Below are 21605 nucleotides of genomic sequence, written 5' to 3'. Positions count from 1 at the left end.
CTGGTCAGATCGAGGGCACCGGCGTCGCCACCACATCGGGCGCGTCGGTGCTGGTGTAGTCGAAAGTGACGTCGCCCCAGGTGTTCAGGGCCGCTTCCAGTGGTGTGCAGTGCTTGGCCGCCCTGCGCAGTACGTCAGGCCCTTCGATCAGCAGATCGCGACCTTCGTTGCGCGCCTTGACAACTGCCTCGAGCGCCACCCGATTGGCTTCGGCGCCCGCGGCGATGCCGTACGGGTGACCGATGGTGCCGCCACCGAACTGCAGGATCACGTCATCGCCGAAAAGATCGAGCAGCTGGTGCATCTGGCCGGCGTGGATGCCGCCGGAGGCCACCGGCATCACGCCGGGCATCGAGATCCAGTCCTGGTCGAAGAAGATGCCGTTGCCCAGATTCCTCGGAACAGTGTTCTCACGCAACGAATCATAGAAACCGCGAGTGGTAGCCGGGTCACCCTCCAGCTTGCCGACGACGGTGCCCGCGTGGACGTGGTCGACACCCATCAACCTGCACCACTTCCCGATCACCCGGAAGCTCACGCCGTGCGTCTTCTGCCGCGTGTAGGTCGAGTGCCCGGCGCGGTGCAGGTGCAGCAGCATGCCGTTCTCGCGGGCCCAGTGCGCCATCGACTGGATGGCGGTGTAACCGATGGTGAGGTCGATCATCACCACCACGCTGCCGATCTCTTTGGCGAAGTTCGCCCGGCGGTACATCTCCTCCATCGTGCCCGCGGTGACGTTGAGGTAATGGCCCTTGATCTCGCCGGTTTCGGCCATCGCCCGGTTCACCCCCTCCATCGCGTAGAGGAAGCGGTCACGCCAGCGCATGAAGGGCTGGGAGTTGATGTTCTCGTCGTCCTTGGTGAAGTCGAGGCCGCCGCGACAGGCCTCGTAGACCACGCGCCCGTAGTTGCGGGCCGACAGGCCGAGCTTGGGCTTGATGGTGGCGCCGAGCAGCGGGCGACCGTACTTGTTGAGCATTTCCCGTTCCATGACGATGCCGTGAGCGGGGCCCTGGAAGGTCTTGGTGTAGGCGACGGGGATGCGCATGTCTTCCAGGCGCAGTGCCTTGAGGGGCTTGAATCCGAAGACGTTGCCGATGATCGAGGAGGTCAGGTTCGCGATGGAGCCCTCCTCGAAAAGGTCGATGTCGTAGGCGATGTAGGCGAAGTACTCGCCTGGCCTGCCGGGAACTTCGTCGACCTGGTACGCCTTGGCCTGGTAATGGCTGTTCGCGGTGAGGCGGTCGGTCCACACGACCGTCCAGGTGGCGGTGGACGATTCGCCCGCGACGGCGGCCGCGGCCTCGATGGGGTCGACGCCGTCCTGTGGGGTGACCCGGAAAACGGCGAGGACATCGGTGTCCTTGGGGACGTAATCGGGGTTCCAGTAACCCATTCCGGCGTAACTCTGTACGCCCGGATCCCAACGCTCTTTGGTCGCCGCGCCGTCGTTGTCGATCGTCGTCATCGCCGTTCCTTCCGGGTCACGCCTATGAAGCACTCTCAGTGTGTGGGCGCGGACTGTTCAACGACAATGGAATCTTTACTGCGCACAGTTCAGGCATCATTGAACGATGTTCGCCAGTCCCGACCTGCCCGCCGCCGCCACCTGGGGTCGGCTGCGCACCTTCCTCGCCGTGTACGAGACCGGCAGCGTGCGGGCCGCGGCCGAGACGCTGCACGTGACGCCACCCGCGGTGTCGGCCGCGATCGCCGCACTGGAAGACGCGTTGGGCACCAGGCTGTTCGGGAAGTCCGGCCGTGGCATCGTGGCGACGGATTCGGGCGAGATCTTCGCCGGATATGTGCGCAAATTGCTCGGGTTACTCGCCGAAGCGGCCGGGGCGGTGCACGATGCCGACCGTGGACGGGTGCGCATCGGCGCGGTCGCGACGGCCAGTGAATATGTGCTCCCGGTGCTGATGGCCACATTCGCCCAAGCCCATCCGCATGTCGAACTGTCACTGTCGGTACTGACGCGCGGCGAGCTGTTCGCCCGCGCCGCCGACCACGTCTTCGATATCGCCCTGGCCGGGCGACCTCCGCGCGGGTCCGGGCTGGTCACCGCCGCCCGGCGTTCGAATCGACTGCTGCTGGTCGGACGGCCCGGACTCGTCGAAGACCCGCTCACCACGCCCTGGCTGCTCACCGGAATCGGCTCCGGCACCCGCGATACCGCGCTGTCGTTGCTGAGCCGGTTGCAGGCCGCGCCGCCGCTGCTCACCCTCGGCACCTCGGGCGCCGCCGTGGCCGCCGCACGGGAAGGGCTCGGGGTCACGCTGGTGCACGAGGAAGCGGCACGCGAACAACTCGCCTCGGGGGAACTGGTCTCCTACGCCGTGCCGGGCACCCCTCTCGACCGGCCGTGGCACGTCTGCACGACCCAGGAACCCACCTCGGCGACCCGGTTGTTCGTGGCCCACCTGTGCGATCCGGAGCGGGTGGGCGCGGCCGCATTTCACACCCGGTCTCGCCCGAAGGGGTGAGGACGGCGGGCGCGGGTGCTCGCATGCTGTTCGTCATGACGACACTCCCCGCCACCGCCCTCGCCGACGTCGCCCAGCAGCTGACCAGCGGCGGCCGCGGCATTCTCGCCGCCGACGAGTCGATCAAAACCATGTCATCGCGGCTGGCACAGGAAGGGGTGCCCGCGAGCGCGACCACCCGTCGCGACTATCGCGAACTGCTGCTCACCGCAGACGGCCTGTCGGCGTGGATCAGTGGAATCATCCTGTGCGACGAGACATTCGGCCAGGATCTCGCCGACGGGCGCCCGTTCCCGATCGCGGCGCGCGAACTCGGCATCCTGCCCGGCATCAAGGTCGACACCGGCACCACCGCACTGCCCGGCCAGGGCGGTGCGCTGATCACCGAAGGGCTCGACGGCCTCGGCGCGCGGCTGGCCTCCTATGCCGATCGCGGTGCCGCGTTCGCCAAGTGGCGGGCGGTGTTCGACGTGCGCACGATCACCCCCTACTCCGCCGACGCCAACGGGCACGCGCTGGCCCGCTACGCGGCACTGTGTCAGCAGCACGGCATCGTCCCGATCGTCGAGCCCGAGGTGCTGTGCACCGGTGACCACGATTCGGCGGCCTCGGCGCGGGCGACTCGGCTCGCCCTGAGCGCGCTGTTCACCGAACTCGTCGATGCCGGAGTGGATCTCACCGGCATCGTGCTCAAGCCGAACTTCGTCACTGCCGGCCTGGCTGCCGCGGCCACGCCGCCTGCCGAGGTCGCTGCCGCCACCTTCGCGGTACTGCGTGACCTGGTGCCCGCCGAGGTGGCAGGGATCGCGTTCCTGTCCGGTGGGCATCCGACGGCCCGGGTGTGTGAATTCCTGAGCGAGCTGGTCACCATCGACGAGCGGGCGTGGCCTGTGACATTCTCCTTCGGACGTGCGCTCGTGAGCGCGGCCCTGCACACTTGGGGTGGATCAGATTCCGAAGTTGCCGTAGCACAACAGGTTCTGCTCGAAAACTGCCGCAACGCCGCCGATGCCACCGAGCCCGCCACGTAGGTGTGATGCGTTCGGCAGCGCCTCGGTGAGCGCGGCGGCAACGCGCAGCAGCGGCGCCACCCCTCGGGCACCGCTGCTGCGTTCGTCGGTCGGACAGCGGCTATCTCAACGGTAGGTCGACCAGCAAGGTGGTTCCGCGTCCCCGCATCGACTCCACGCGCAGCGAAGCTTCGATGATGGCGCAGCGCTCGGCGATCGAGGTCAGGCCGAAGTGCTGTTCGCCGTCGGAGTCGGCGGCGCGGTCGGCGCGCCGCTGCGCCGGGTCGAAACCCTCACCGTCATCGGAACATCCGAGGATGACCGAGTCGCCGACCCGGCGCAGCGACAGCACGATCCGCTGTGCCCCAGCGTGTTTCACGGCGTTATTGAGGGATTCCTGCGCGATTCGGTACAGGGTGGCCGCGGCGTGGTCGGGGATGTCGTCGATGGCGGCGGCGTGGTCGACGAGGAACTCGATCGCCGGCGGCCCGTCGCCGCTCACCGTGCGCACCAACGATTCGATCGCGGCGACCAGGCCGAGGTCGTCGAGGACGAGGCTGTGCAGGCCCGAGATCGCCGCTCTGGTCTCGTTGTAGGCGAAATCGGCCAGCTCGCGGGCGCTGACGAGCTCGGCGCGGGCCCTGGCGAGGTCGCGCAGGCTGGCCTCGTCGGTGATGTCGACGTGGGCGCGGAGTTCGGAGACGGTGAGGTCGGCGGCGGACAGGTGGAACGACATCGAGGCCAGGGCGGTGGTGACACCGTCGTGCAGATCGAAGGCGATGCGTCGGCGTTCGGCTTCCTGGGCGGTGATCGCCTGCTCGACCAAGCGATCCCGCTCGGTGCGCTGCCGGTTGACGGTGCGGAACAGTCGCCGCGCGTGCAGCCACAGGCCGAGCACGGCGGCGTGCTGTCGCGCGTCATCGAGGTCGTGCTGCCCGAACGGGTTCCGTGGCCCGCGGTGCGCGGCCAGCACGCCGACCACCTCACCTTCCAGCCCCGGCAACGGCAGGCACATCCGCGCCACCGTCTGGTGCGGATCCAGATGTAAGAGTCTGCGGTGCAGGGCATTACGTGGCGAGTCGTTGTCGAGCAGCACCGGTTTGCCGGTGCGGGCCACCGACCCGGTCACCCCGAAACCGACCTGTAGTCGCAAGGAACTCGCCGAGGGATGCGGGGGCCACAGATCGACGATGCTCAGATCCTGGCCGTCGACGGCGTAGAGCAGCACGCCTTCGGCGCCGAGGTGTGGGGCGAGTTCTGCCGCCGTGGGGACCGCGCCGCCCACGTTGCTCACCGAAACAGCCCCTCGCGCAACGCGACTGCGATTGCCCCGCTGCGATCGGACACCCCGAGCTTGCGATACAGACCGCGAATATGGGTTTTCACGGTGTCCTCACTGACCACCAGCTTGCTCGCGACCGCCCGATTGGAATGACCGGATACCAACAGCCCCAACACTTCTGATTCACGCTGGGTCAGTCCGAGGTGCGCGCCGGACCAGAACTGGCCCGCGCTGAGCCGGGCCGCGGCCAGCGCCACCCGCCCGGCCAGTGCGGCGTCGACCACCGTCTCGCCCTCGCGGACCCGGCGCAGCTGGGCAACGAGTTCGCGCCCGTCGACCCGCTTGAGAATGTAGCCCGACGCCCCCACCCGCAACGCCTGATACAGGTAGTGCTCGTCGTCGTAGACGGTGAGCAGCACGACCTTGGTTTCGGGGTACTGCAGGGTGATCTGACGGCACAGGTCGAGGCCGCTGGCCTTGCCGATCCGCACGTCGCACAGGACGATATCGGGCCGATGTTGCGCCACCATCCGCAGCGCGGCGGTGTCGGTGGTGGACTGGCCGACTATGACGACCTCGTCGGGAAAGTGACCGAGCATGGCGTCGAGCCCGTGCAGCACCATCTCGTGATCGTCGACGAGCGCAAGCCTCAACGGGGTCGGAGGTAACTCCGGCATCCCTCCACCCTACGGCGGGCAGCACCCGGGTTACGGGCATTGACGAGATCTCACCCGGGTCCCCACCCCCGAGGGGGAGTGCGGCGGGGGCGCTGATGCGGTCCGATGAACGGACCCGATCAGAAAGGCCGCGCCATGCCGGAGTCCTCAGTTCGCCGCCCGCTCATAGTGCCCGCCGATGCCGCGAGCGGCACCCAACTGACCGACCTCGCGCACCCGACCAACGTGTCGTCGGTGGAGACCGACCTGCTCGCCGTCGACACCCTGCGGTTCCTCGCGGCCGACATGGTGGAGGCCGCGCAGTCGGGCCATCCCGGCATGCCGATGGGGGCGGCACCGATGGCGTGGACGCTGTGGAGCCGGCACCTGCGCCATGATCCGGCCGACCCCGAGTGGGCTGATCGGGACCGGTTCGTGCTCTCGGCCGGGCACGGCTCGGCGCTGTTGTACGGGCTGTTGCACCTGTTCGGGTACGACCTGCCCGTCGAGGAGTTGCGGCGGTTCCGGCAGTGGGGGTCGCGCACGCCGGGTCATCCCGAGTTCGGTGACACGCCGGGCGTGGAGTGCACCACCGGACCGTTGGGTCAGGGGCTGGCGATGGCGGTGGGGATGGCCCTCGCCGAGCGGATGACCGCTGCCCGGTATCCGGAGATCACCGGGCATCGCACGTACGCGATCGTCGGCGACGGATGTTTGATGGAGGGTGTCAGTCACGAAGTCGCCTCGTTCGCAGGGCATGTGGGGCTCGGCGGGTTGATTGTGCTCTGGGACGACAACGAGATCACCATCGACGGAGCCGTCGGGCGTTCGTGCAGCGACGATCAGGTGGCACGGTTCGCGGCCTACGGGTGGCACACCGAGGTGGTGGCCGACGGGACCGACATCGAGGCGATCGACGCCGCAATCACCCGGGCGAAGAGCGATCCTCGGCCGAGTTTTCTCGCGGTGCGCACGGTGATCGGACATGGTGCGCCCGGTGTCGCCGGCACCTCGAAGGCGCATGGCTCCCCGCTGGGTGCGCAACGGCTTGCGCAGGCCAAAGAGCTCGCAGGATGGACGCTTCCGCCGTTCGCGGTGCCGGCGCAGGTCGGCACGGCGTGTGCCGTGCTCGCCGCGATCGGTAGCGAGGAACACGCGATCTGGCTCGAGGAATTCGCGGCGTTCGACGCGGTCGCGCCCGAGCGTGCCGCTGAGTTCCGGCGTGCCCGTGCACGACTGCTGCCTGCCGAATTGTCTGCCGCACTGGAAGCCGTTGCCGCGCAGGCACCCCGGGCCACCCGGCAGTCCTCACAGGCCTGTTTGAACGCGGCTCTGTCGACGATGCCGGAATTGGTCGGCGGGTCGGCCGACCTCGCCGGGTCGACAGGCACGGTATGTGGCGATGTGGTGAGTCGGGACGACTTCACCTGCAGTGCTATCGCTTTCGGCGTTCGCGAGTTCGGGATGGCGGCCATTCTGAACGGCATGAGCCTGCACGGTGGGTTCCGGGTTTTCGGCAGTACCTTCCTGGTGTTCGCCGACTATCTGCGGCCCGCGCTGCGGTTGTCGGCGTTGATGGGGCAGCCGGTGATCTATGTGCTGACCCATGATTCGATCGCGGTCGGCGAGGACGGGCCGACGCATCAGCCGGTCGAGCACGTCGAGTCGCTGCGGGTGATTCCCGGCGTTCAGGTGTTGCGGCCGGCCAACGATGTGGAGACCGCTCTCGCCTGGGAACTCGCGCTGACCCGCGTCGATGGGCCGACCGCACTGATTCTCTCCCGGCAGTCGCTCCCCCAGCTGGACGCCGAGGCGGGTGCCGACGGCGCCCGAACCACTCTGGCCGAGGGTGCGGCAGCCTGCCCCACCGCTGTCGGAGCGACGGCGCGCGAATCATCGTCTGCCACCGCACGCGTGCTCGAAATCGTGGCTACCGGTTCGGAAGTCGCGCTGGCGGCGGCGGTGGCCGATCAGCTGCGGGCCGAAGGTCACGACGTGCGGGTGGTATCGGCACTGGATCGTTCGCGCTTCACCGCGGACCCGTCGGCGCACACCGTCAGCATCGAAGCAGGAAGTACCGCTGGCTGGGCGGGACTGGTCGACCTGGCGATCGGCATCGACGAGTTCGGGCACAGCGGCCCGGGCGGCGAGGTCATGGCCCACCACGGGTTCACCGTGCGGGCCGTGCTCGACCGGATCCGCGAATACCTCGACGGCGCACCATGACTCCATTGCACGCGGTGATCTTCGATGTCGACGGCACCCTCGTCGACAGCGAACGAGACGGCCATCGGGTGGCCTTCAACACGGCATTCGCCGAGGCAGGGCTCCCCGACCGCTGGGACGTCAAGGAATACGGGCGGTTACTGAAGGTCGCCGGTGGCGCGCAGCGGCTGGCGTTCTGGTTCGAACAGCACGCCATGCCCGCCGAGCCAGCACGCGAACTCGCACAGAGGCTGCACCGCAACAAGACCCGCATCATGCGGCAGATGGCCTCGGACGGGCACATCCTTCCCCGTCCCGGGGCGCTGGAACTGATCGAACGGCTCCGGTCGCGTGGCGTTCGGTTGCATGTGGCGACCACCGGCACCCGTGCGTGGGTCGAGCCCCTGCTGAAGCACGCTTTCGGCGAGCCCTTCGACACCGTGACCACCGGAACCGAAGTGCCCGTGCTGAAACCGAGCCCCGCGGTGTACCTGGACGTGCTGATCCAGACGGGCTTGCCCGCCGATCGAGTAGTGGCCGTGGAGGATTCAGCGAACGGCGTGCGGTCCGCGGTGGCCGCCGGGCTGCGGTGCGTGGCCGCGCAGAACGCCTACACGCGCACCGACGACCTCTCGGCGGCGGTGCTCGTCGCCGATGGGCTCGACGATCCGGAGCTGGTGGCCTGGTTCGACGACCACCTCGCGTGACGTGGTCGTCGCATCGATCAGCGTGTGCGGCCGCGACGTTCCATGAGCCGCAACAACATCGGCGTGAAGATCAGCTGCATGGCCAAGTCCATCTTCCCGCCCGGACACACGATCGTGTTCGGGCGGGACATGAACGAATCGTGCAGCATCGACAGCAGGTACGGGAAGTCGATGCCGTGCGGGTCGGCGAATCGGATCACCAGCATCGATTCGTCCGGCGTCGGAATCGTCCGGGCCACAAACGGATTCGATGTATCCACCACGGGCACCCGCTGGAAGTTCACGTGGGTGCGGGAGAACTGCGGGCACATGAAGTTCACGTAGTCGTGCATGCGGCGCAGGATCGTCTCGGTCACCGCCTCGGTGGAGTAGCCGCGTTTGTCCTTGTCCCGGTGCAACTTCTGGGTCCACTCGAGGTTGATCACCGGCACCACCCCGATGAGCAGATCCGCGTACTGCGCCACATCGACCCGGTCGTTGGCCACCGCGCCGTGCAGGCCTTCGTAGAACAGCAGGTCGGTGCCGGAACGGAGGTCCTCCCAGGGCGTGAACGTGCCGGGATCCTGATCGTGTGGCGAGGCTTCTTCCTTGTCGTGCAGGTACTTTCGCACTCGGCCCGTACCGGTCTCGCCGTAGCCACGGAACAGTTTCTCGAGCTCTTCGAAAAGGTTCGCTTCGGGCCCGAAGTGACTGAAGGTGTGGTCGCCGTTCGACAGCGCGCGTGCCAGCTCCTCCTTCATACCGGCACGGTCGAACTTGTGGAAACTGTCACCCTCGACGTACGCGGCATCGATGCCTTCCCTGCGGAAGATCTGATCGAACGTGCGCATCACCGAAGTTGTTCCGGCACCGGACGATCCGGTGATGGCGACAACGGGGTGCTTGGCGGACATGAATCTCCTCCTCAGGTGGTGGAACGGTAGAGACCGCGCAGACCGAACAGCGGATTCCACGGGCCGTCGGGCTCCTCAGCCGCTTCGGCGTGGTAACTCACGATGCGGGCAACCTCGTCGCGGGAACCGAAAATGAACGCGATCCGCTGGTGCAGCTCGGTGGGAGTCACCTCGAGGATCCGGTCACGGCCGGTCGAGGCGAGACCGCCTGCCTGCTCGATCAGAAGAGCAATGGGATTGGCCTCGTAGAGCAGGCGCAACCGGCCCGCTTTGGCCGGGTCCTTCGAGTCGCGCGGATAGAGGAACACGCCGCCGCGGGTGAGGATGCGGTGGGTTTCGACCACCAGCGACGCCACCCAGCGCATGTTGAAGTCCTTCTCGCGCGGGCCCGTCGCGCCCGCCAGGCATTCATCGATGTAGCGGCGCACGGCAGGTTCCCAGAAGCGGCGGTTGGAACTGTTGACCGCGTACTCCGACGTGGACTCCGGCAGTCGCAGGTTCTGTCCGGTGAGGAAGAACTCGCCGAGCTCGGGATCGAGGGTGAAGGCATGCACACCGGTGCCGACGGTGAGCACGAGTTGCGTCGCGGGGCCGTAGATCGCATAGCCTGCGGCGACCTGCTCGGTGCCGGGCTGGAGGAAGTCCGCCGTCGTCGCGTGTACGCCGGGGTTCGGTGCGCGCAGGATCGAGAAGATGCTGCCCACCGCGACATTCACGTCGATATTGGACGAGCCGTCGAGGGGATCGAAGGCCAGGAGGTATTTGCCGCGCGGGTAGTCCGGCGGGATCGGGTAGGGGTCATCGAGTTCCTCCGACACCATGCCGGCCAGTTGACCACCCCATTCGTTGGCACGGAGGAAGAGGTCGTTGGCGACCACATCGAGCTTCTGCTGCTGCTCGCCCTGCACGTTCACCACGCCGGCGCCACCGAGGACGCCGGTGAGCGCACCGGAGGCGATGCGCTGGGAGATCGCCTTGCAGGCCAGCGCGACGTCGAGGATCAGGGAATTGAGTTCACCGCTGGAACCGGGATGGCGGCGGCGCTCTTCGATGAGGAATTTGGTCAACGTCGTGCGATCGGTCAGCATCCTTCGAGAACACCACCGAACCCCCCGGGCGGACATCCACCCGGGGGGTGAATCGCAGGGGTAGTTCCCGGCGATTCGTCGCGTCAGAGGGCGGGGACCGCCTGCGCGGCCGGTGCTGCCTGGGACGTGTGCTGCTTGCGCAGCACGGTGGCGCTGACGACAAGGGCCACGGCGAGCAGTCCGGCCGCGACGGTGAACGCCAGCCGATAACCGCTGGTCAGGGCAACGGGATCGGAGGCACCGGCCACCAGTTCGGTACCGGTCCGCGCGGCGGCGAGGGTGGAAAGCACCGCGACGCCGATCGCCATGCCGACCTGCTGGGTGGTGTTGAACAGCCCCGAGGCCAGACCCGCGTCGTCGGCTTCGGCGCCCGACATGCCCAGCGCGGTGAGTGCGGGCAGCACCAGCCCGCCACCGGAGATGGCCACCATCACCGGCAGCACGTCGGTGAGGTACTCGGCGTCGACGGGCAGGCGCATCAGCCACGACATCCCGCCCAGCAGCAGGGCGAGACCGGCGATGAGCACGGTCCGCTCACCGAAACGGGTGATCAGGCGGGCCGAGGCGAACAGTGACACCCCGCCGATGGCGACGGCGGCGGGCAGCATGGCAAGGCCGGTCTGCAATGCGTTGTAGCCCAACACTTTCTGCAGGTAGAGCGCGACGATGATCTGGAAGGCGAACATGGCCGCCAGGGTGAGCATCTGGACCACATTGGCGCCGGAGACCGTGCGGGAACGGAAGATTCGCAGCGGCAACAGTGGGTTGGCCGCGGTGGCCTGACGGATGACGAAGGCGGCGAGCAGGGCGGCGGCCAGCGCGCCGAGGCCGAGGGTGTGCGCCGAGACCCAGCCGTAGCGTTCGACCTCGACGACGGTGTAGATGCCCAGCATCAGACCGGCGGTGACCAGGGCGGCACCCAGCACATCGGCACCGGCGGACCAGCCGAGTCCACGGTCGGCGGGCAGCGCCTTGCTCGCGACGAGCACGGTGAGCACGCCGATCGGCACGTTGATCAGGAAGATCCAGTGCCAGTTCAACGCGTCGGTGAGGACGCCGCCGAGCACCTGCCCGATGGAGGCGCCCGCAGCACCGGTGAAGCTGAAAACACCGATAGCCGTGGCCCGTTGACGTGGTTCGGTGAAGATCGTCACCAGGATGCCGAGCACCACCGAAGCGGCGATCGCGCTGCCGACACCCTGCAGGAATCGGGCCGCGACCAGCACCGCGGGGGTGCTCGCCACGCCTGCCAGCACCGAGGCGGCGGTGAAGACGATATTGCCCGTGACGAACATCGTCTTGCGGCCGATCAGGTCACCGAGGCGTCCGGCCAGCAGGAGCAGACCGCCGAAAGCGATCAGGTAGGCGTTCACGGTCCAGCTCAGACCGGCGGGCGAGAAGCCGAGATCTTCTTGGATCGCCGGCATGGCGACGGTGACGATGCTGCCGTCGAGGATGGTCATCAGCATCGCGGCCGACAGCACCGCGAGGGCAGTGCGCTGGGACTTGGTCATGGGTCATCTCCTGCTAGAAGCGAACAAGAGAGACCGTACTAGATAGTTCCGTACTAGACAATCTATTACGGACTATTGCCTGGCGCGACGCGCGGGCGCCGCTTCGACCACCGTCGACAAATACCCCTCCACCAGGTGATTCAGTGCCTGTACAAGAGATTCCCGCTCCGCCTTCGGCAGCGAACCGAGTGCGTGCTGATGGACGCCGTCGACGATTTCGGTACTGCGCGCGGCGAGCTCCGCACCCGCGGGCGTCACGGAGATGATGCGAGCACGGCGGTCGGTGCTCGACGGTTTACGTTCGGCCAGACCTGCCTTTTCCAGCGCGTCGACGGTGACCACCATGGTCGTCTTGTCCATGTCACCGAGCTCGGCGAGCTGGGCCTGCGTGCGTTCGGCCTCCAGTGCGTGGACCAGCACGCAGTGCATGCGGGCCGTCAGCCCGATCTCGGCCAGCGCCGCGGCCATCTGCGTGCGCAGAACATGGCTGGTGCGATCGAGCAGGAAGGACAGATCGGGTTCGGTGCGCGTCGGCGCCAGGGCGGTCATACCGCTCACTATAGTTTTGTCATAGATAATCCGCATCCATCCATAAACCGGGGGAATGTTATCGGACTGCGGTCCGTTTAGAAGAGGATCGCATCCCGAAGAGAGGTTCACATGGAACTGGGGCTCACCACCTTCGCCGAGCTGTACCCCACCGGCGACCGGCCTGCGCCGACCGCCGCCGAGCGGCTGCGTCAGGTGGTCGACGAGGCCGTCGCGACCGAGGCTGCCGGGCTCGATGTGTACGGCGTCGGCGAACATCATCGCCAGGATTTCGCCGCGTCCTCCCCCGCTGTCGTACTCGCCGCCGCCGCCGCCAGGACCGAGCGCATCCAGTTGACCAGCGCGGTGACAGTACTCAGCTCCGACGATCCGGTACGGGTGTACCAGGACTTCGCGACGCTGGACGGGTTGTCGAACGGGCGGGCAGAGTTGATGGCGGGGCGCGGGTCGTTCACGGAGTCTTTCCCGCTGTTCGGATACGACCTCGCCGATTACGACGCGCTGTTCGAGGAGAAACTGGCACTGCTGCTGCGTGTGCGCGAGGAAGGTCCGGTTACTTGGACGGGCCGATTCCGGGCGCCGCTGCACGACGCGACGGTGTATCCGCGCACCGACGATCGCCCGCTGCCGGTGTGGATCGCGGTCGGCGGCAGTCCTGAATCAGTGATCCGTGCCGGGCTGCTCGGGTTGCCGCTCGCCATCGCGATCATCGGCGGTGAGCCCGCGCGGTTCAAACCGCTGGTCGAGCTGTATCACCGGGCGCTCGCCGAGGGCGGTCACGAGAAGCAGCCGGTGGCGGTGCACGCGCACGGCTATATCGCCGATACCGACGCGCAGGCCGTTGCCGAGTTCTACGAGCCGTACGCCCTGGCGATGTCGACCATCGGCCGGGAACGTGGCTGGGGTCCGATGACGCACGCACAGTTCGACGCCCTGCGCTCGCAGGATGGTTCGCTGTTCGTCGGCACCCCCGACTACGTGGCGGGCAAGATCGCCGAGGTCCGCGACACCCTCGGCCTCGACCGATTCATGCTGCACACCAGCGTGGGGACGCTGCCGCCGGAGCAGGTGCTGCACAGCATCGACCTGCTGGGGACGAAGGTCGCACCGCAGGTGCGATGAGGTCGGATCCGGCGAATGGCGATCGGGGCCGGGCCCGGTTCTTCGACCCACTCACCGGATTCTCGGCAGGCGGAGTTCTATTCGAGCGCTGAGTCGACGCCGGTCGCGCGGCGTTCTCGCCGTCGTCGGAGATAGCGGCGGATTCGGCTGGCGCACAGGTAGACCACCCACAGGCCGATCGCCAAGAGGACCGCGGCGATCACCGCCGCCAGCACCGGGAAGAACACCGCCAGGGTGATGACACCGCCGACAGTGGCGTCTTCGGCGGTGCTCATCGCAATATTGGTGACCGGTTCCGGCGAGGTATTGATCGCCATCCGCGTGCCCGCCTTGACGATGTGGCTGAGCAACGCGGTTGTTCCACCCACCGCCGCGGCGAACATCGTCGGCAGTGAATCATCCTGGCCCGCAATCAGAGCCGAGACGATCGCGCCGGAGGCAGGTCGCACCACCGTGTGCACCGCGTCCCAGAACGAGTCCAGGTACGGGATCTTGTCCGCGACCGCTTCGATCAGGAACAACACACCGGCGGCGACGAGTACATCGGTGCGTTGCAGCCCCGGCGGCACGTCACCGGCCCAGCCGATCCGACCGAACAACCCGAGCAGAAACACCACCGCGTACGCGTTGATCCCGCTGGCCCAGCCCGCGGTGAAGATCAGAGGTAGCACCGACACTCGCTCAGCCTAAGCCCGCACACCGACACCGCCCGGGAACTCCGCACCACACGTCGATGGCCGGTCAGTCAGTCGGCGGTGGTCCGCCGCCGATAGTTCGGAGTTACCGGCCGTCAGGCTCATCGGTGCCAGGTGGATGGCAGTCGCCGCGCGCCGGGCCGGTTGATAGGAGCCCGGCGCGCGGCCGTGATTGCTGCTACGAAGTCGTCGGGATTCGCCCGCTACCTACGGCGAGACCCCAGGACGCACCCGTCCTATCCGGCGTCTCCGCCACCGGCTTCAGCGCCGCCCTCCCCAGCGTCGCCATCTTCAGCGCTGCTCTCCCCGGTGTCGCCGTCTGCGTCGTTGCCGTCCTCAGCGTCGCCGTCTTCAGCGTTGCTGTCCTCAGCGTCGACATTTGCAGCGCCGCTGTCCACAACGGCGCCTTCTTCCGCGCCGCCTTCTTCAGCGCCGTCGTCGTTCTGGGCGGCCGACAGCGAGGTATCACCGGACTGCACGCCGGTGTCCGCGGCTACCGCGCCGACGCCGAACAACCCGAGGGCTGTCGGAGCGACGAGCGCGGCCATAAGAGTGGTTTTGATCGTGTGATGCATCTGTATCCCTTCTCGAAGTGGAAGTGGTACGTGCTGATCAAACATTGACGATTTTGACCGCCACAGCACTCTTAAACCAGGGATAAGAACATTCGGTGTGTAAATGTTACCGACCATCATTGCGCAGTTCGATCTTGCACAGCGGGAGATCGGAGAACTAGATATGCGTCAGCACCTTCTCGAATGTTCAGCTGTCCGCGCCGGACTCAGGAATCGCGAAGAGGAGGGTTCCGATCACGCCCGCATGGCCACTACCAGCGGGAACAGCCACGCGATATTACATGCCTTCGCATTCCCAGCTTTCCCGAGCACTCGGTTACGAACTATTTGATGCGTCCAGATCAGCGCTTCCATCGCAAAGTAGCAACGCATTCATCGTGCACTCAACACGCCATCGGTGACGAAAAAGTAAACGGCGCATCGGGGTTGATTTCAGTTCAATCGGTTTGTGCCACGCCGCTGCCGGATTCACTGATGCGACCGTGGAATTCGCCACGGTATTTGCCGTTTGGGCAGCCATACCGGGCGCCGCTCACAGGAGCCGGCGCACGGCCTCGACGATCGCGCGGCGGCGGTCATCGACACTCTCGGTCTCGGAGGAGCCGGCGGGAATGCTGGTGACGTTGCTCGGGTTCCACGCGAGAGCGATGCTCAGGACGAGTGTCAGCAGCGTCGCGGGTGAGAAGTCGGCGCCGATGCCGTCCTTCCGCTGTGTCGCGGCGAGTGCGTCCAGTTTCGCGTCGCGCGCGGGCGCCGCGATGGCCAGTTCGCCACGCTCCAGGCGGTGCCAGGTGGCCAGCCGAATGACTTCGGGGTTCTGGCGGCAGTAGTCGAATAACCGTCCCGCGTACTCGGGGAGGTCGCCGGGGGTGAAGGGGACCGAATCCAGGCCGTGAGTGACGTGGGCGTCGAAGACCGCGTCGAAGAGCTGGTCCTTGCTGCAGAAGTAGACGTAGATGAGGTTCTTGTTGGCCGCCGCGGTCTTGGCGATCCGGTCCACCCGGGCGCCGGCGATACCGTACGTGGCGAACTCATCGGTGGCGGCCTGGAGAATGCGGGCCTTGGTGGCGTCGGCTCGGGACATCCGCTGCGTCATCCGATTCCGAAGACGGCCAGCGCCGCGTCCGATGCGACGAGCAGCACCGTGCACCACAGGGCGACACCGGTCATCAACCAGCGGATCAGCCGCCAGCTGGGGATGCCGAGCGCCGCACCGAGTAGGGCCGAGCCCCACGTGCCGAAGAGGGCAGGCCCCACGATGCCGAAGCCCGCCACGCCGTATCGGTCGAGGACTCGCCGGGCCCGACGCCCTGAGGCGCCGGAGAGCCGGGCGTCCGCCGCGAGCACCTCTCCGCTGGTCGCGGAAATGACGGACGCACCGCCGCCTTCCGTCGCCGAATCGGCCAGTGCCGCAGCCGACTTCCGTCGGACACGCCAGGATTGCCAGAGCAGCCGGGCGCGTTCCATAGCGAACACCGCGAAGACCACACAGCAGGCCGCGCCCAGCAGCACCGCGAACAGCGCGACCGGGCCCGACAGGGACAGCGACAGGCCGACCGGGACCGCGGGGGTGCCTAACACAAAGCCCGCGAGCAACGTTCCAACGAATCGCCCCATGCAGATTCCCTTCAGCACTTCGCTGCGGTTCCGACGACCACAAGTTAACTAACTGGTTAGTATCTTGGCATGAAACACACCGACACGGTGCTGGACGAGTTGGCGACCGGAAAGTATCTGCTTCTCACCACGTTTCGGCGAGACGGCACGGCGGTCCCCACGCCCGTCTGGGTGATGCGCGACGACCAGACGCTGGCGGTGTGGAGTGCGGCGGACGCCGGCAAGGTGAAGCGGATCCGCAACGGGAGCCGGATAACGGCGGCCCCTTGCGACTGGCGCGGCAAATCGCTCGGCGCCCCGGTTCCCGGCTTCGCCGAGGTGCTGGCACCGGACGCGAGCGCGCACTTCACCACTCTGATGAAGCGCAAGTACGGGCTGGTCGCCCGGATCGGGCTGCTGGGCAGCAGGTTGCGCGGCGGCTCCGAGCGGATGGTGGGCATCCGGATCAAACTGGCCGGGTGAGCGGGAACCACCTGGGCACGACGACGTACGCGAGCGCGATCATGGCCGCCCCGTATCGATTTCGCAGCGCGGCCTAGGCAGTCTCATTCGTGGTGTCTCGGGTGACCCGGTTGCTCGCAGCCAGTGATCGAGGGCTGTGAAATCCTCGCTGTCGAGTCCTCGGGACGGCTCGATGTGCCGCAGAAGTGCCGGCCACGGTGTCGGGTGGCGACCCAGATGCGGTCGGCTTCGGTGTTGTGCGTGATGGGTCATGCTGCGGTGCCCTGGTTCGGCTCGACGCCGACGCCGGTGGTGCAGCGGCCGGCCGGGTCGATTGTGGCCCAGGGCAGTCGATCGGACAACGTCGCGCCACTGGCCAATCGGAGTTTGGCGCCGACTACAAGGTCGCGTCGGCCGACTCTGGACCTCAGTGCAGTGACGGCGCATACCGATCGGTACAGACTTTTCCTTGCCGCCACCATGCAGCGATGCGCATCACAGTCTCATTCGATTGTGGTCTGAGTCACCGGAATCGGGGTGTGCGGTCGATCAGATAGGAATTGTTGAAGATGCTTGCAATGAAGCAGCGCATTCGCCGGTCCGTGGTGGCCGCCGCGCTCACCGTGGGAGTCGCCGTCGGGCACGGACTCGGAGCCACGGCCGTCGGCGCGGAGCCCGTCCTCCCCTCGGACTTGCAGTCGCTCGCCGACACGATCACCGATGGGTTGAGGCCTTCGCCGGATGGCAGGCAGCCCAAGGCGATCGTCGACTCGGGCGGTAGCTCGGGAAGCGGATCCGGTAGCGCGTCGGGCAGCAGCTCTGGGTATGGACACAGCACTGCCGCTGCGCCTGTCGGACAGGGACCGGAACTCACCGCCCCGCTAGCCGCATTCGCCTATGGGCTCGCCAGTCCGGACGTCGCCCCCGCCGGTGCGAACAAGTGGGATTGCAAGCCCAGCGCTGAGCATCCGCGCCCGGTGGTCCTGTTGCACGGCACCTGGCTCAACGCCTTCGACACCTTCAGCTACCTCTCACCGCAGCTCGCCCGCGCCGGATTCTGCGTGTTCGCCGTCAATTTCGGTCGCTCCGGGCTCCTCGAGGGCGGTGGCCTCGGTGCCGTTCTGCCCGGCCGCTACGGGGTAGGTCCGATGGAGGAATCATCGCGCCAGGTCGCCGATTTCATCGAGCGGGTGCGCACAACCACCGGTGCCGACAAGGTCGACATCGTGGGCCACTCGCAGGGCGGCACGATCGCGAACCACTACCTGAAGTTCGAAGGCGGCGCGGACAATGTCGAGAAGGTGGTGACCTACGGTGCCACCCACCACGGCACCACCCTGATGGGCATCGCCACGCTCGGCCGGGCCATCAACAACCTCGGCATCGACATCCTCGGCTTCAACGAGCCGATCGTCGGAATATCGAACATCCAGCAGGCGGTCGGGTCCCCGTTCTACGCCACGCTGAACGCGAAGGGCGACACCGTTCCCGGCGTCGACTACACCGCGGTGGCATCGCGCTACGACGAGGTCACCAACCCCTATGACTGGGCGTTCCTGCGCGCCGGCGAAGGCGCGACGGTCCGCAACATCACCCTGCAGGAAGGGTGCGAACAGGACCTGTCCGATCACCTGACCCTCATGTACTCACCTCGCGCGGCCTCCATCGCCCTCAACGCCCTCGACCCCGTCAACCACCCGGCCTTGAACTGCACGTTCAACCCGTGGTTGATCGGTGGCGGCGGCACACTGTGAGCCCTCGATGACCAGCCACCTCGAACTCGGGTCGCCTGCGCAACTCTCGCGGTCGACCGACCGGATCGCACACAAGATTCTCGAGACCATCCCGCGTCGTAGCCGACGAGGAAACGTATTGCGCGAGGAGATCAGCGCCGTCGTCGCCGACTGTCTGGCACTGATGTCCGACGCGGATCGGACACACCACGGCGCCCGGATGCCGCGCATTCGGCCGGCCGCCGCGCGGTGGGCCAGCATCGGTGTACCGATCGAAACAGTGCAGCAGCATGTTCACGCAGGGTTCCGACTACACCTGGACGATCTCGAAGCCCTTTCCGCACCCTTCGACGATGTTCGTCGACTGATGAATGCCTTGAACTCGGTGACCGCGGCGGTGTCGACGGTATACACGGAGATCGCACCGCCCAGCGGCGATCGCGGTGGGTATGTGGCGCACACTCTGCTCAGTGGCCGCCATTCGATGAGAGCTACCCGTGAGCACGGGGCACCACTCGATGAGCGGTACACCGTGCTCGCGGTGGCCGCGGATCGGTCCGCGCGCGATGCGGTGTCACCCCGCGATTTCCGGGCGATGCTGTCGAGAAGCTTCGGGCAGCACGTGCCGGGGTTGCAGTCCGAATTCGGCGCGACAATTCTGGTGCCGGACTCGTGTGACACCGAGAAGATCCGCGGCATGGTCGGCCTGACCTCACTCACCGTTGTCGGGGTCACCGTCGACCGGGATCGGATTCCCGAGGCGGCAGAGGAAGTACACGAACTGCTGGACGTGGCAACGAGACTCCATCACCCACCAGGCCTGTACCAGATCGAAGACCTCGCTATCGAGTATCAACTGACTCGGCCAGGGCCTGGACGCGATCGTCTCGAAATGTTCCTCGATTCGGTGGCCGAGTTTCCGGACTTGATCAACACGCTGCGCGCACATATCAACAATGGCCTCAATCGCCGGCTCACCTCACGCGAAACCCATATCCACATGAACACCGTCGACTACCGGCTCCGGCGTATCTACGAGCTCGTGGGACTCACCCCGCACGATCCGAATGTCATTTGGCGGCTTCGGGCCGCACTCATCGTGCGCGACTACCGAACGGCGGTTTCGACGACGAACGATTCGTCGGTGTAGCCGCTAAACTCCGGCGCTGCCCGCCACATTCGTATTGTGCACCGAACAGACCCACCAGCTGTCGTCTCGTTCCGTGAAAACCCAAGTTCCGCGGTTGGTTACCGAGAAATCCGGTGTCCGCAACGTCTGCTCGACATTGACGATCGCATGTCCACCGGCGAGCAGCCGCACCGCCAGAATCTCGTAGTGCGCCTCGGCGTCCGGGCTGTTCCGCAACGCGGTCAGGTGGTAGGAATGCAGCTCGTCCCAGTTCAGAAAGACCGAGCCCGCCGGATTGATGAAGACCACATCATCGGTGAAGACACTGTCGAACGCGACAGCATCCTTCGCCGCGAGCGCGGCTTCGAGACCTTCGAACACCGCCGTGATCGCGGCTACAGCGACGTCCTGATCCGTTGCGACGACAGCGGCCTTCGGGCGCACGCCGTATGTATCGACAGTCATCGTTCCAACATACGGTTGTCCTGACTCCCACGTTGTTACCTTGATTGCATGGTCAGTGCGTCATCTGCCCGGCGGCGCGAAGAGCTGCACGATTTCCTCCGATCGCGGCGGGCACGGATCGGTCCGGGCGAAGTGCGTTATCGCAGGATGACCTCGATGTTCTTCTCCTCGAAGATCTCCAAGAGCAGGTCGAACAAGGCGTGCCCGGTGGCCACGGGCTGGTGTGTCAGCAGATGCTCCCACGCCACGTCGGAGTACAGCCACTCCAGCACGAATGGACTGGACGCCCCCCATCCTCCGCGCAGACAGTCCGATAGAGCATCGAGGTTCCAGCCGAAATAGCCCCCAGGGCCGTTGATCGCTTCTCCGAGCGCGCAGTAGAAGCTGACGATGTCGGTGACAGCCTGTCCATCCAATGTGAAGACTTGGCCTGCAGCGGAATCCGGCCTGCCTCGGCGCTGGTAGGCACTCGTCCAGAGAGCCACCGCCAACCACGCGATCCTGTCATCGGTGTCGAGCCCGTGCCAGATGTCACGACGGTTCAGCCGACCGTCACGGATCAGGTTCCAAATCCACTCGCCACCGAAATGGGCGTTGTCGCAGATCAGCGTCACACTGAGATCGACCGAACTCGAATCGAGGCTCGACGGACGAGCCGCGGTAACCGTCATGTCGTCGACGAAATAGGAGCCCATAGATACACCGTTGGAGTCGAGAACCTCGAGAGAAGCGCCACCGACCTGGACTCCACCAGCAGACAAGGAGTCCAGACACTTCCGCAGTTTCCCCTGTGGGATACAGCCCAGAAGCTTGACCTCGAGCCTGTCCTCCTCCTCGGCTCGCGCCGCGAAAAGTCCTCGGACGTCGTGCACAACGCCCCAATGTTCGTCATCCTCATCACCTGTCAAGGCGCACATTCCCAAGCCATCGGCTTGATTGGCTAACATCTCTCCCCTTCGCGAGGTGCCGATCCTATGCACTCGTGTACTGGCGGAGACAAGCGAGAATGCTTGGCTGGGTCGGCCAGACGATCTCGCGAAACGCACGCACATGCCGCTGATCGCGCGGGCTGCTCCGGGCCTCGAGAGTGCAGAGGCTGCCCCGCTCGCGGGGGTGAGGTGGTGCTCGCACACTCCGTAGGGCGTCACCGTGAGCGGTCCTGGTCCATCAGAACTTTCGCTACCGTTCAACCTAATCATGGCGCTCCAGTCACGCCAGAAACCTCGTGTCGGAGCGGTATTATCCAACGCTCGTAGTGCGTCCATCGCCGCTTCGCCCGCGTGGTGGCGTTCCCATGGTTCGCCGCGGTCTTGAGCAGCGGTAAGACTTGCTGCTGCAGTGTGGGGCCTTGACCCCGGGTGATGGACACGCTTGATCTTGGTCTCAGACCAGAAAAGCGAGAAGATCTACCCGATGCCCAAGAAGAACTACACCGACG

At 66.3% G+C, this 21605-nt stretch carries 20 protein-coding genes and 1 pseudogene; 8 read left to right on the top strand and 13 right to left on the bottom strand.

Annotated features, from left to right (window positions below):
- Positions 1-4 precede the first annotated feature (4 nt).
- Positions 5-1468 (bottom strand): form I ribulose bisphosphate carboxylase large subunit, encoded by a 1464-nt coding sequence (locus ACFXKN_RS25825; protein ID WP_378944121.1) that lies wholly within the window; start codon positions 1466-1468, stop codon positions 5-7.
- A 106-nt stretch (positions 1469-1574) separates the two neighbouring features.
- Here ACFXKN_RS25825 and ACFXKN_RS25820 point away from each other — a divergent pair, with 106 nt between their 5' ends.
- Together ACFXKN_RS25820 and ACFXKN_RS25815 are read left to right on the top strand one after the other, a co-directional pair.
- Positions 1575-2486 carry a LysR family transcriptional regulator gene (locus ACFXKN_RS25820; protein ID WP_378944118.1) on the top strand — a complete coding sequence of 304 codons (912 nt, stop codon included), beginning with the start codon at positions 1575-1577 and terminating at the stop codon, positions 2484-2486.
- A gap of 35 nt (positions 2487-2521) precedes the next feature.
- Positions 2522-3517: a class I fructose-bisphosphate aldolase gene (locus ACFXKN_RS25815; protein WP_378944113.1), complete on the top strand. Its 996-nt coding sequence runs from the start codon at positions 2522-2524 to the stop codon at positions 3515-3517.
- 100 nt (positions 3518-3617) lie between these two features.
- Here ACFXKN_RS25815 and ACFXKN_RS25810 read toward each other — a convergent pair whose 3' ends face one another.
- Both ACFXKN_RS25810 and ACFXKN_RS25805 read right to left on the bottom strand, forming a co-directional pair.
- Positions 3618-4790 (bottom strand): GAF domain-containing sensor histidine kinase, encoded by a 1173-nt coding sequence (locus ACFXKN_RS25810; RefSeq protein WP_378944110.1) that lies wholly within the window; start codon positions 4788-4790, stop codon positions 3618-3620.
- Positions 4787-5455 (bottom strand): response regulator, encoded by a 669-nt coding sequence (locus tag ACFXKN_RS25805; RefSeq protein WP_378944107.1) that lies wholly within the window; start codon positions 5453-5455, stop codon positions 4787-4789. Before ACFXKN_RS25805 ends, ACFXKN_RS25810 begins: the two co-directional genes overlap by 4 nt.
- A 105-nt stretch (positions 5456-5560) precedes the next feature.
- On the opposite strand from ACFXKN_RS25805, the gene tkt reads away from it, so the two are divergent.
- Together tkt and ACFXKN_RS25795 are read left to right on the top strand one after the other, a co-directional pair.
- Positions 5561-7660, top strand: a complete 2100-nt coding sequence (gene tkt, locus ACFXKN_RS25800) for a transketolase (RefSeq protein ID WP_378944104.1) — start codon at positions 5561-5563, stop codon at positions 7658-7660.
- Positions 7657-8346, top strand: coding sequence for an HAD-IA family hydrolase (locus tag ACFXKN_RS25795; RefSeq protein ID WP_378944099.1), 690 nt, complete (start codon positions 7657-7659; stop codon positions 8344-8346). Before tkt ends, ACFXKN_RS25795 begins: the two co-directional genes overlap by 4 nt.
- Positions 8347-8363: 17 nt before the next feature.
- On the opposite strand, the gene ACFXKN_RS25790 is transcribed toward ACFXKN_RS25795, so the two are convergent.
- From ACFXKN_RS25790 to ACFXKN_RS25775, 4 genes are all read right to left on the bottom strand, one after another.
- A complete protein-coding gene (locus ACFXKN_RS25790) occupies positions 8364-9239 on the bottom strand; it encodes a phosphoribulokinase (RefSeq protein ID WP_378944096.1) in 876 nt (291 codons plus the stop codon).
- Between the two features lie 11 nt (positions 9240-9250).
- Positions 9251-10327, bottom strand: a complete 1077-nt coding sequence (locus ACFXKN_RS25785; protein ID WP_378944093.1) for a class 1 fructose-bisphosphatase — start codon at positions 10325-10327, stop codon at positions 9251-9253.
- Between the two features lie 83 nt (positions 10328-10410).
- Positions 10411-11841 (bottom strand): MFS transporter, encoded by a 1431-nt coding sequence (locus ACFXKN_RS25780; RefSeq protein WP_378944089.1) that lies wholly within the window; start codon positions 11839-11841, stop codon positions 10411-10413.
- A 72-nt stretch (positions 11842-11913) separates the two neighbouring features.
- A complete protein-coding gene (locus ACFXKN_RS25775; protein WP_378944085.1) occupies positions 11914-12390 on the bottom strand; it encodes a MarR family winged helix-turn-helix transcriptional regulator in 477 nt (158 codons plus the stop codon).
- A 111-nt stretch (positions 12391-12501) separates the two neighbouring features.
- On the opposite strand from ACFXKN_RS25775, the gene ACFXKN_RS25770 reads away from it, so the two are divergent.
- Positions 12502-13512, top strand: coding sequence for an LLM class flavin-dependent oxidoreductase (locus ACFXKN_RS25770; RefSeq protein WP_378944080.1), 1011 nt, complete (start codon positions 12502-12504; stop codon positions 13510-13512).
- A 77-nt stretch (positions 13513-13589) separates the two neighbouring features.
- Here the strand turns inward: ACFXKN_RS25770 and ACFXKN_RS25765 are convergent, their stop codons facing one another.
- The 4 genes from ACFXKN_RS25765 to ACFXKN_RS25750 all read right to left on the bottom strand — a co-directional run bounded on the left by ACFXKN_RS25765 (position 13590) and on the right by ACFXKN_RS25750 (position 16399).
- The gene (locus ACFXKN_RS25765; protein WP_378944075.1) at positions 13590-14189 is read right to left on the bottom strand and encodes a DUF4126 domain-containing protein; all 600 of its coding nucleotides are present in this window, start codon (positions 14187-14189) and stop codon (positions 13590-13592) included.
- Between the two features lie 254 nt (positions 14190-14443).
- Positions 14444-14782 (bottom strand): hypothetical protein, encoded by a 339-nt coding sequence (locus tag ACFXKN_RS25760; RefSeq protein WP_378944071.1) that lies wholly within the window; start codon positions 14780-14782, stop codon positions 14444-14446.
- A gap of 532 nt (positions 14783-15314) precedes the next feature.
- Positions 15315-15878, bottom strand: coding sequence for a TetR family transcriptional regulator (locus ACFXKN_RS25755; RefSeq protein ID WP_378944068.1), 564 nt, complete (start codon positions 15876-15878; stop codon positions 15315-15317).
- Positions 15875-16399: a hypothetical protein gene (locus ACFXKN_RS25750; RefSeq protein WP_378944061.1), complete on the bottom strand. Its 525-nt coding sequence runs from the start codon at positions 16397-16399 to the stop codon at positions 15875-15877. The genes ACFXKN_RS25755 and ACFXKN_RS25750 overlap by 4 nt, the downstream gene beginning before the upstream one ends.
- Before the next feature lie 69 nt (positions 16400-16468).
- On the opposite strand from ACFXKN_RS25750, the gene ACFXKN_RS25745 reads away from it, so the two are divergent.
- The 3 genes from ACFXKN_RS25745 to ACFXKN_RS25735 all read left to right on the top strand — a co-directional run bounded on the left by ACFXKN_RS25745 (position 16469) and on the right by ACFXKN_RS25735 (position 19723).
- The gene (locus ACFXKN_RS25745) at positions 16469-16861 is read left to right on the top strand and encodes a PPOX class F420-dependent oxidoreductase (RefSeq protein WP_379433990.1); all 393 of its coding nucleotides are present in this window, start codon (positions 16469-16471) and stop codon (positions 16859-16861) included.
- A gap of 557 nt (positions 16862-17418) precedes the next feature.
- Complete coding sequence (locus tag ACFXKN_RS25740; protein ID WP_378944055.1) at positions 17419-18594, top strand: esterase/lipase family protein; 1176 nt, start codon at positions 17419-17421, stop codon at positions 18592-18594.
- Positions 18595-18601: 7 nt separating this feature from the next.
- Positions 18602-19723, top strand: coding sequence for a PucR family transcriptional regulator (locus ACFXKN_RS25735; RefSeq protein ID WP_378944052.1), 1122 nt, complete (start codon positions 18602-18604; stop codon positions 19721-19723).
- A gap of 3 nt (positions 19724-19726) precedes the next feature.
- Here ACFXKN_RS25735 and ACFXKN_RS25730 read toward each other — a convergent pair whose 3' ends face one another.
- Together ACFXKN_RS25730 and ACFXKN_RS25725 are read right to left on the bottom strand one after the other, a co-directional pair.
- Positions 19727-20167 carry a YybH family protein gene (locus ACFXKN_RS25730; RefSeq protein WP_378944049.1) on the bottom strand — a complete coding sequence of 147 codons (441 nt, stop codon included), beginning with the start codon at positions 20165-20167 and terminating at the stop codon, positions 19727-19729.
- 286 nt (positions 20168-20453) lie between these two features.
- A pseudogene (locus tag ACFXKN_RS25725) lies at positions 20454-20583 on the bottom strand (barstar family protein); the annotation flags it as partial.
- Between the last annotated feature and the right edge of the window lie 1022 nt (positions 20584-21605).

Source organism: Nocardia sp. NPDC059195 (genome assembly GCF_042754695.1).
Taxonomy (GTDB): domain Bacteria; phylum Actinomycetota; class Actinomycetes; order Mycobacteriales; family Mycobacteriaceae; genus Nocardia.
Note: the sequence above shows the minus strand (reverse complement) of the source record. Positions and strands in the feature narration are given on the sequence as shown.

Bases quoted from the DNA above. Each gene is read 5' to 3' on its own strand.
- ACFXKN_RS25805 (WP_378944107.1), bottom strand. From the start codon at position 5,455: ATGCCGGAGTTACCTCCGACCCCGTTGAGGCTTGCGCTCGTCGACGAT.
- ACFXKN_RS25820 (WP_378944118.1), top strand. From the start codon at position 1,575: ATGTTCGCCAGTCCCGACCTGCCCGCCGCCGCCACCTGGGGTCGGCTG.
- ACFXKN_RS25825 (WP_378944121.1), bottom strand. From the start codon at position 1,468: ATGACGACGATCGACAACGACGGCGCGGCGACCAAAGAGCGTTGGGAT.
- ACFXKN_RS25785 (WP_378944093.1), bottom strand. From the start codon at position 10,327: ATGCTGACCGATCGCACGACGTTGACCAAATTCCTCATCGAAGAGCGC.
- ACFXKN_RS25750 (WP_378944061.1), bottom strand. From the start codon at position 16,399: ATGGGGCGATTCGTTGGAACGTTGCTCGCGGGCTTTGTGTTAGGCACC.
- ACFXKN_RS25760 (WP_378944071.1), bottom strand. From the start codon at position 14,782: ATGCATCACACGATCAAAACCACTCTTATGGCCGCGCTCGTCGCTCCG.
- ACFXKN_RS25795 (WP_378944099.1), top strand. From the start codon at position 7,657: ATGACTCCATTGCACGCGGTGATCTTCGATGTCGACGGCACCCTCGTC.
- ACFXKN_RS25740 (WP_378944055.1), top strand. From the start codon at position 17,419: ATGAAGCAGCGCATTCGCCGGTCCGTGGTGGCCGCCGCGCTCACCGTG.
- ACFXKN_RS25730 (WP_378944049.1), bottom strand. From the start codon at position 20,167: ATGACTGTCGATACATACGGCGTGCGCCCGAAGGCCGCTGTCGTCGCA.
- ACFXKN_RS25790 (WP_378944096.1), bottom strand. From the start codon at position 9,239: ATGTCCGCCAAGCACCCCGTTGTCGCCATCACCGGATCGTCCGGTGCC.
- ACFXKN_RS25815 (WP_378944113.1), top strand. From the start codon at position 2,522: ATGACGACACTCCCCGCCACCGCCCTCGCCGACGTCGCCCAGCAGCTG.
- ACFXKN_RS25780 (WP_378944089.1), bottom strand. From the start codon at position 11,841: ATGACCAAGTCCCAGCGCACTGCCCTCGCGGTGCTGTCGGCCGCGATG.
- ACFXKN_RS25755 (WP_378944068.1), bottom strand. From the start codon at position 15,878: ATGACGCAGCGGATGTCCCGAGCCGACGCCACCAAGGCCCGCATTCTC.
- tkt (WP_378944104.1), top strand. From the start codon at position 5,561: ATGAACGGACCCGATCAGAAAGGCCGCGCCATGCCGGAGTCCTCAGTT.
- ACFXKN_RS25745 (WP_379433990.1), top strand. From the start codon at position 16,469: ATGAAACACACCGACACGGTGCTGGACGAGTTGGCGACCGGAAAGTAT.
- ACFXKN_RS25770 (WP_378944080.1), top strand. From the start codon at position 12,502: ATGGAACTGGGGCTCACCACCTTCGCCGAGCTGTACCCCACCGGCGAC.
- ACFXKN_RS25735 (WP_378944052.1), top strand. From the start codon at position 18,602: ATGACCAGCCACCTCGAACTCGGGTCGCCTGCGCAACTCTCGCGGTCG.
- ACFXKN_RS25775 (WP_378944085.1), bottom strand. From the start codon at position 12,390: ATGACCGCCCTGGCGCCGACGCGCACCGAACCCGATCTGTCCTTCCTG.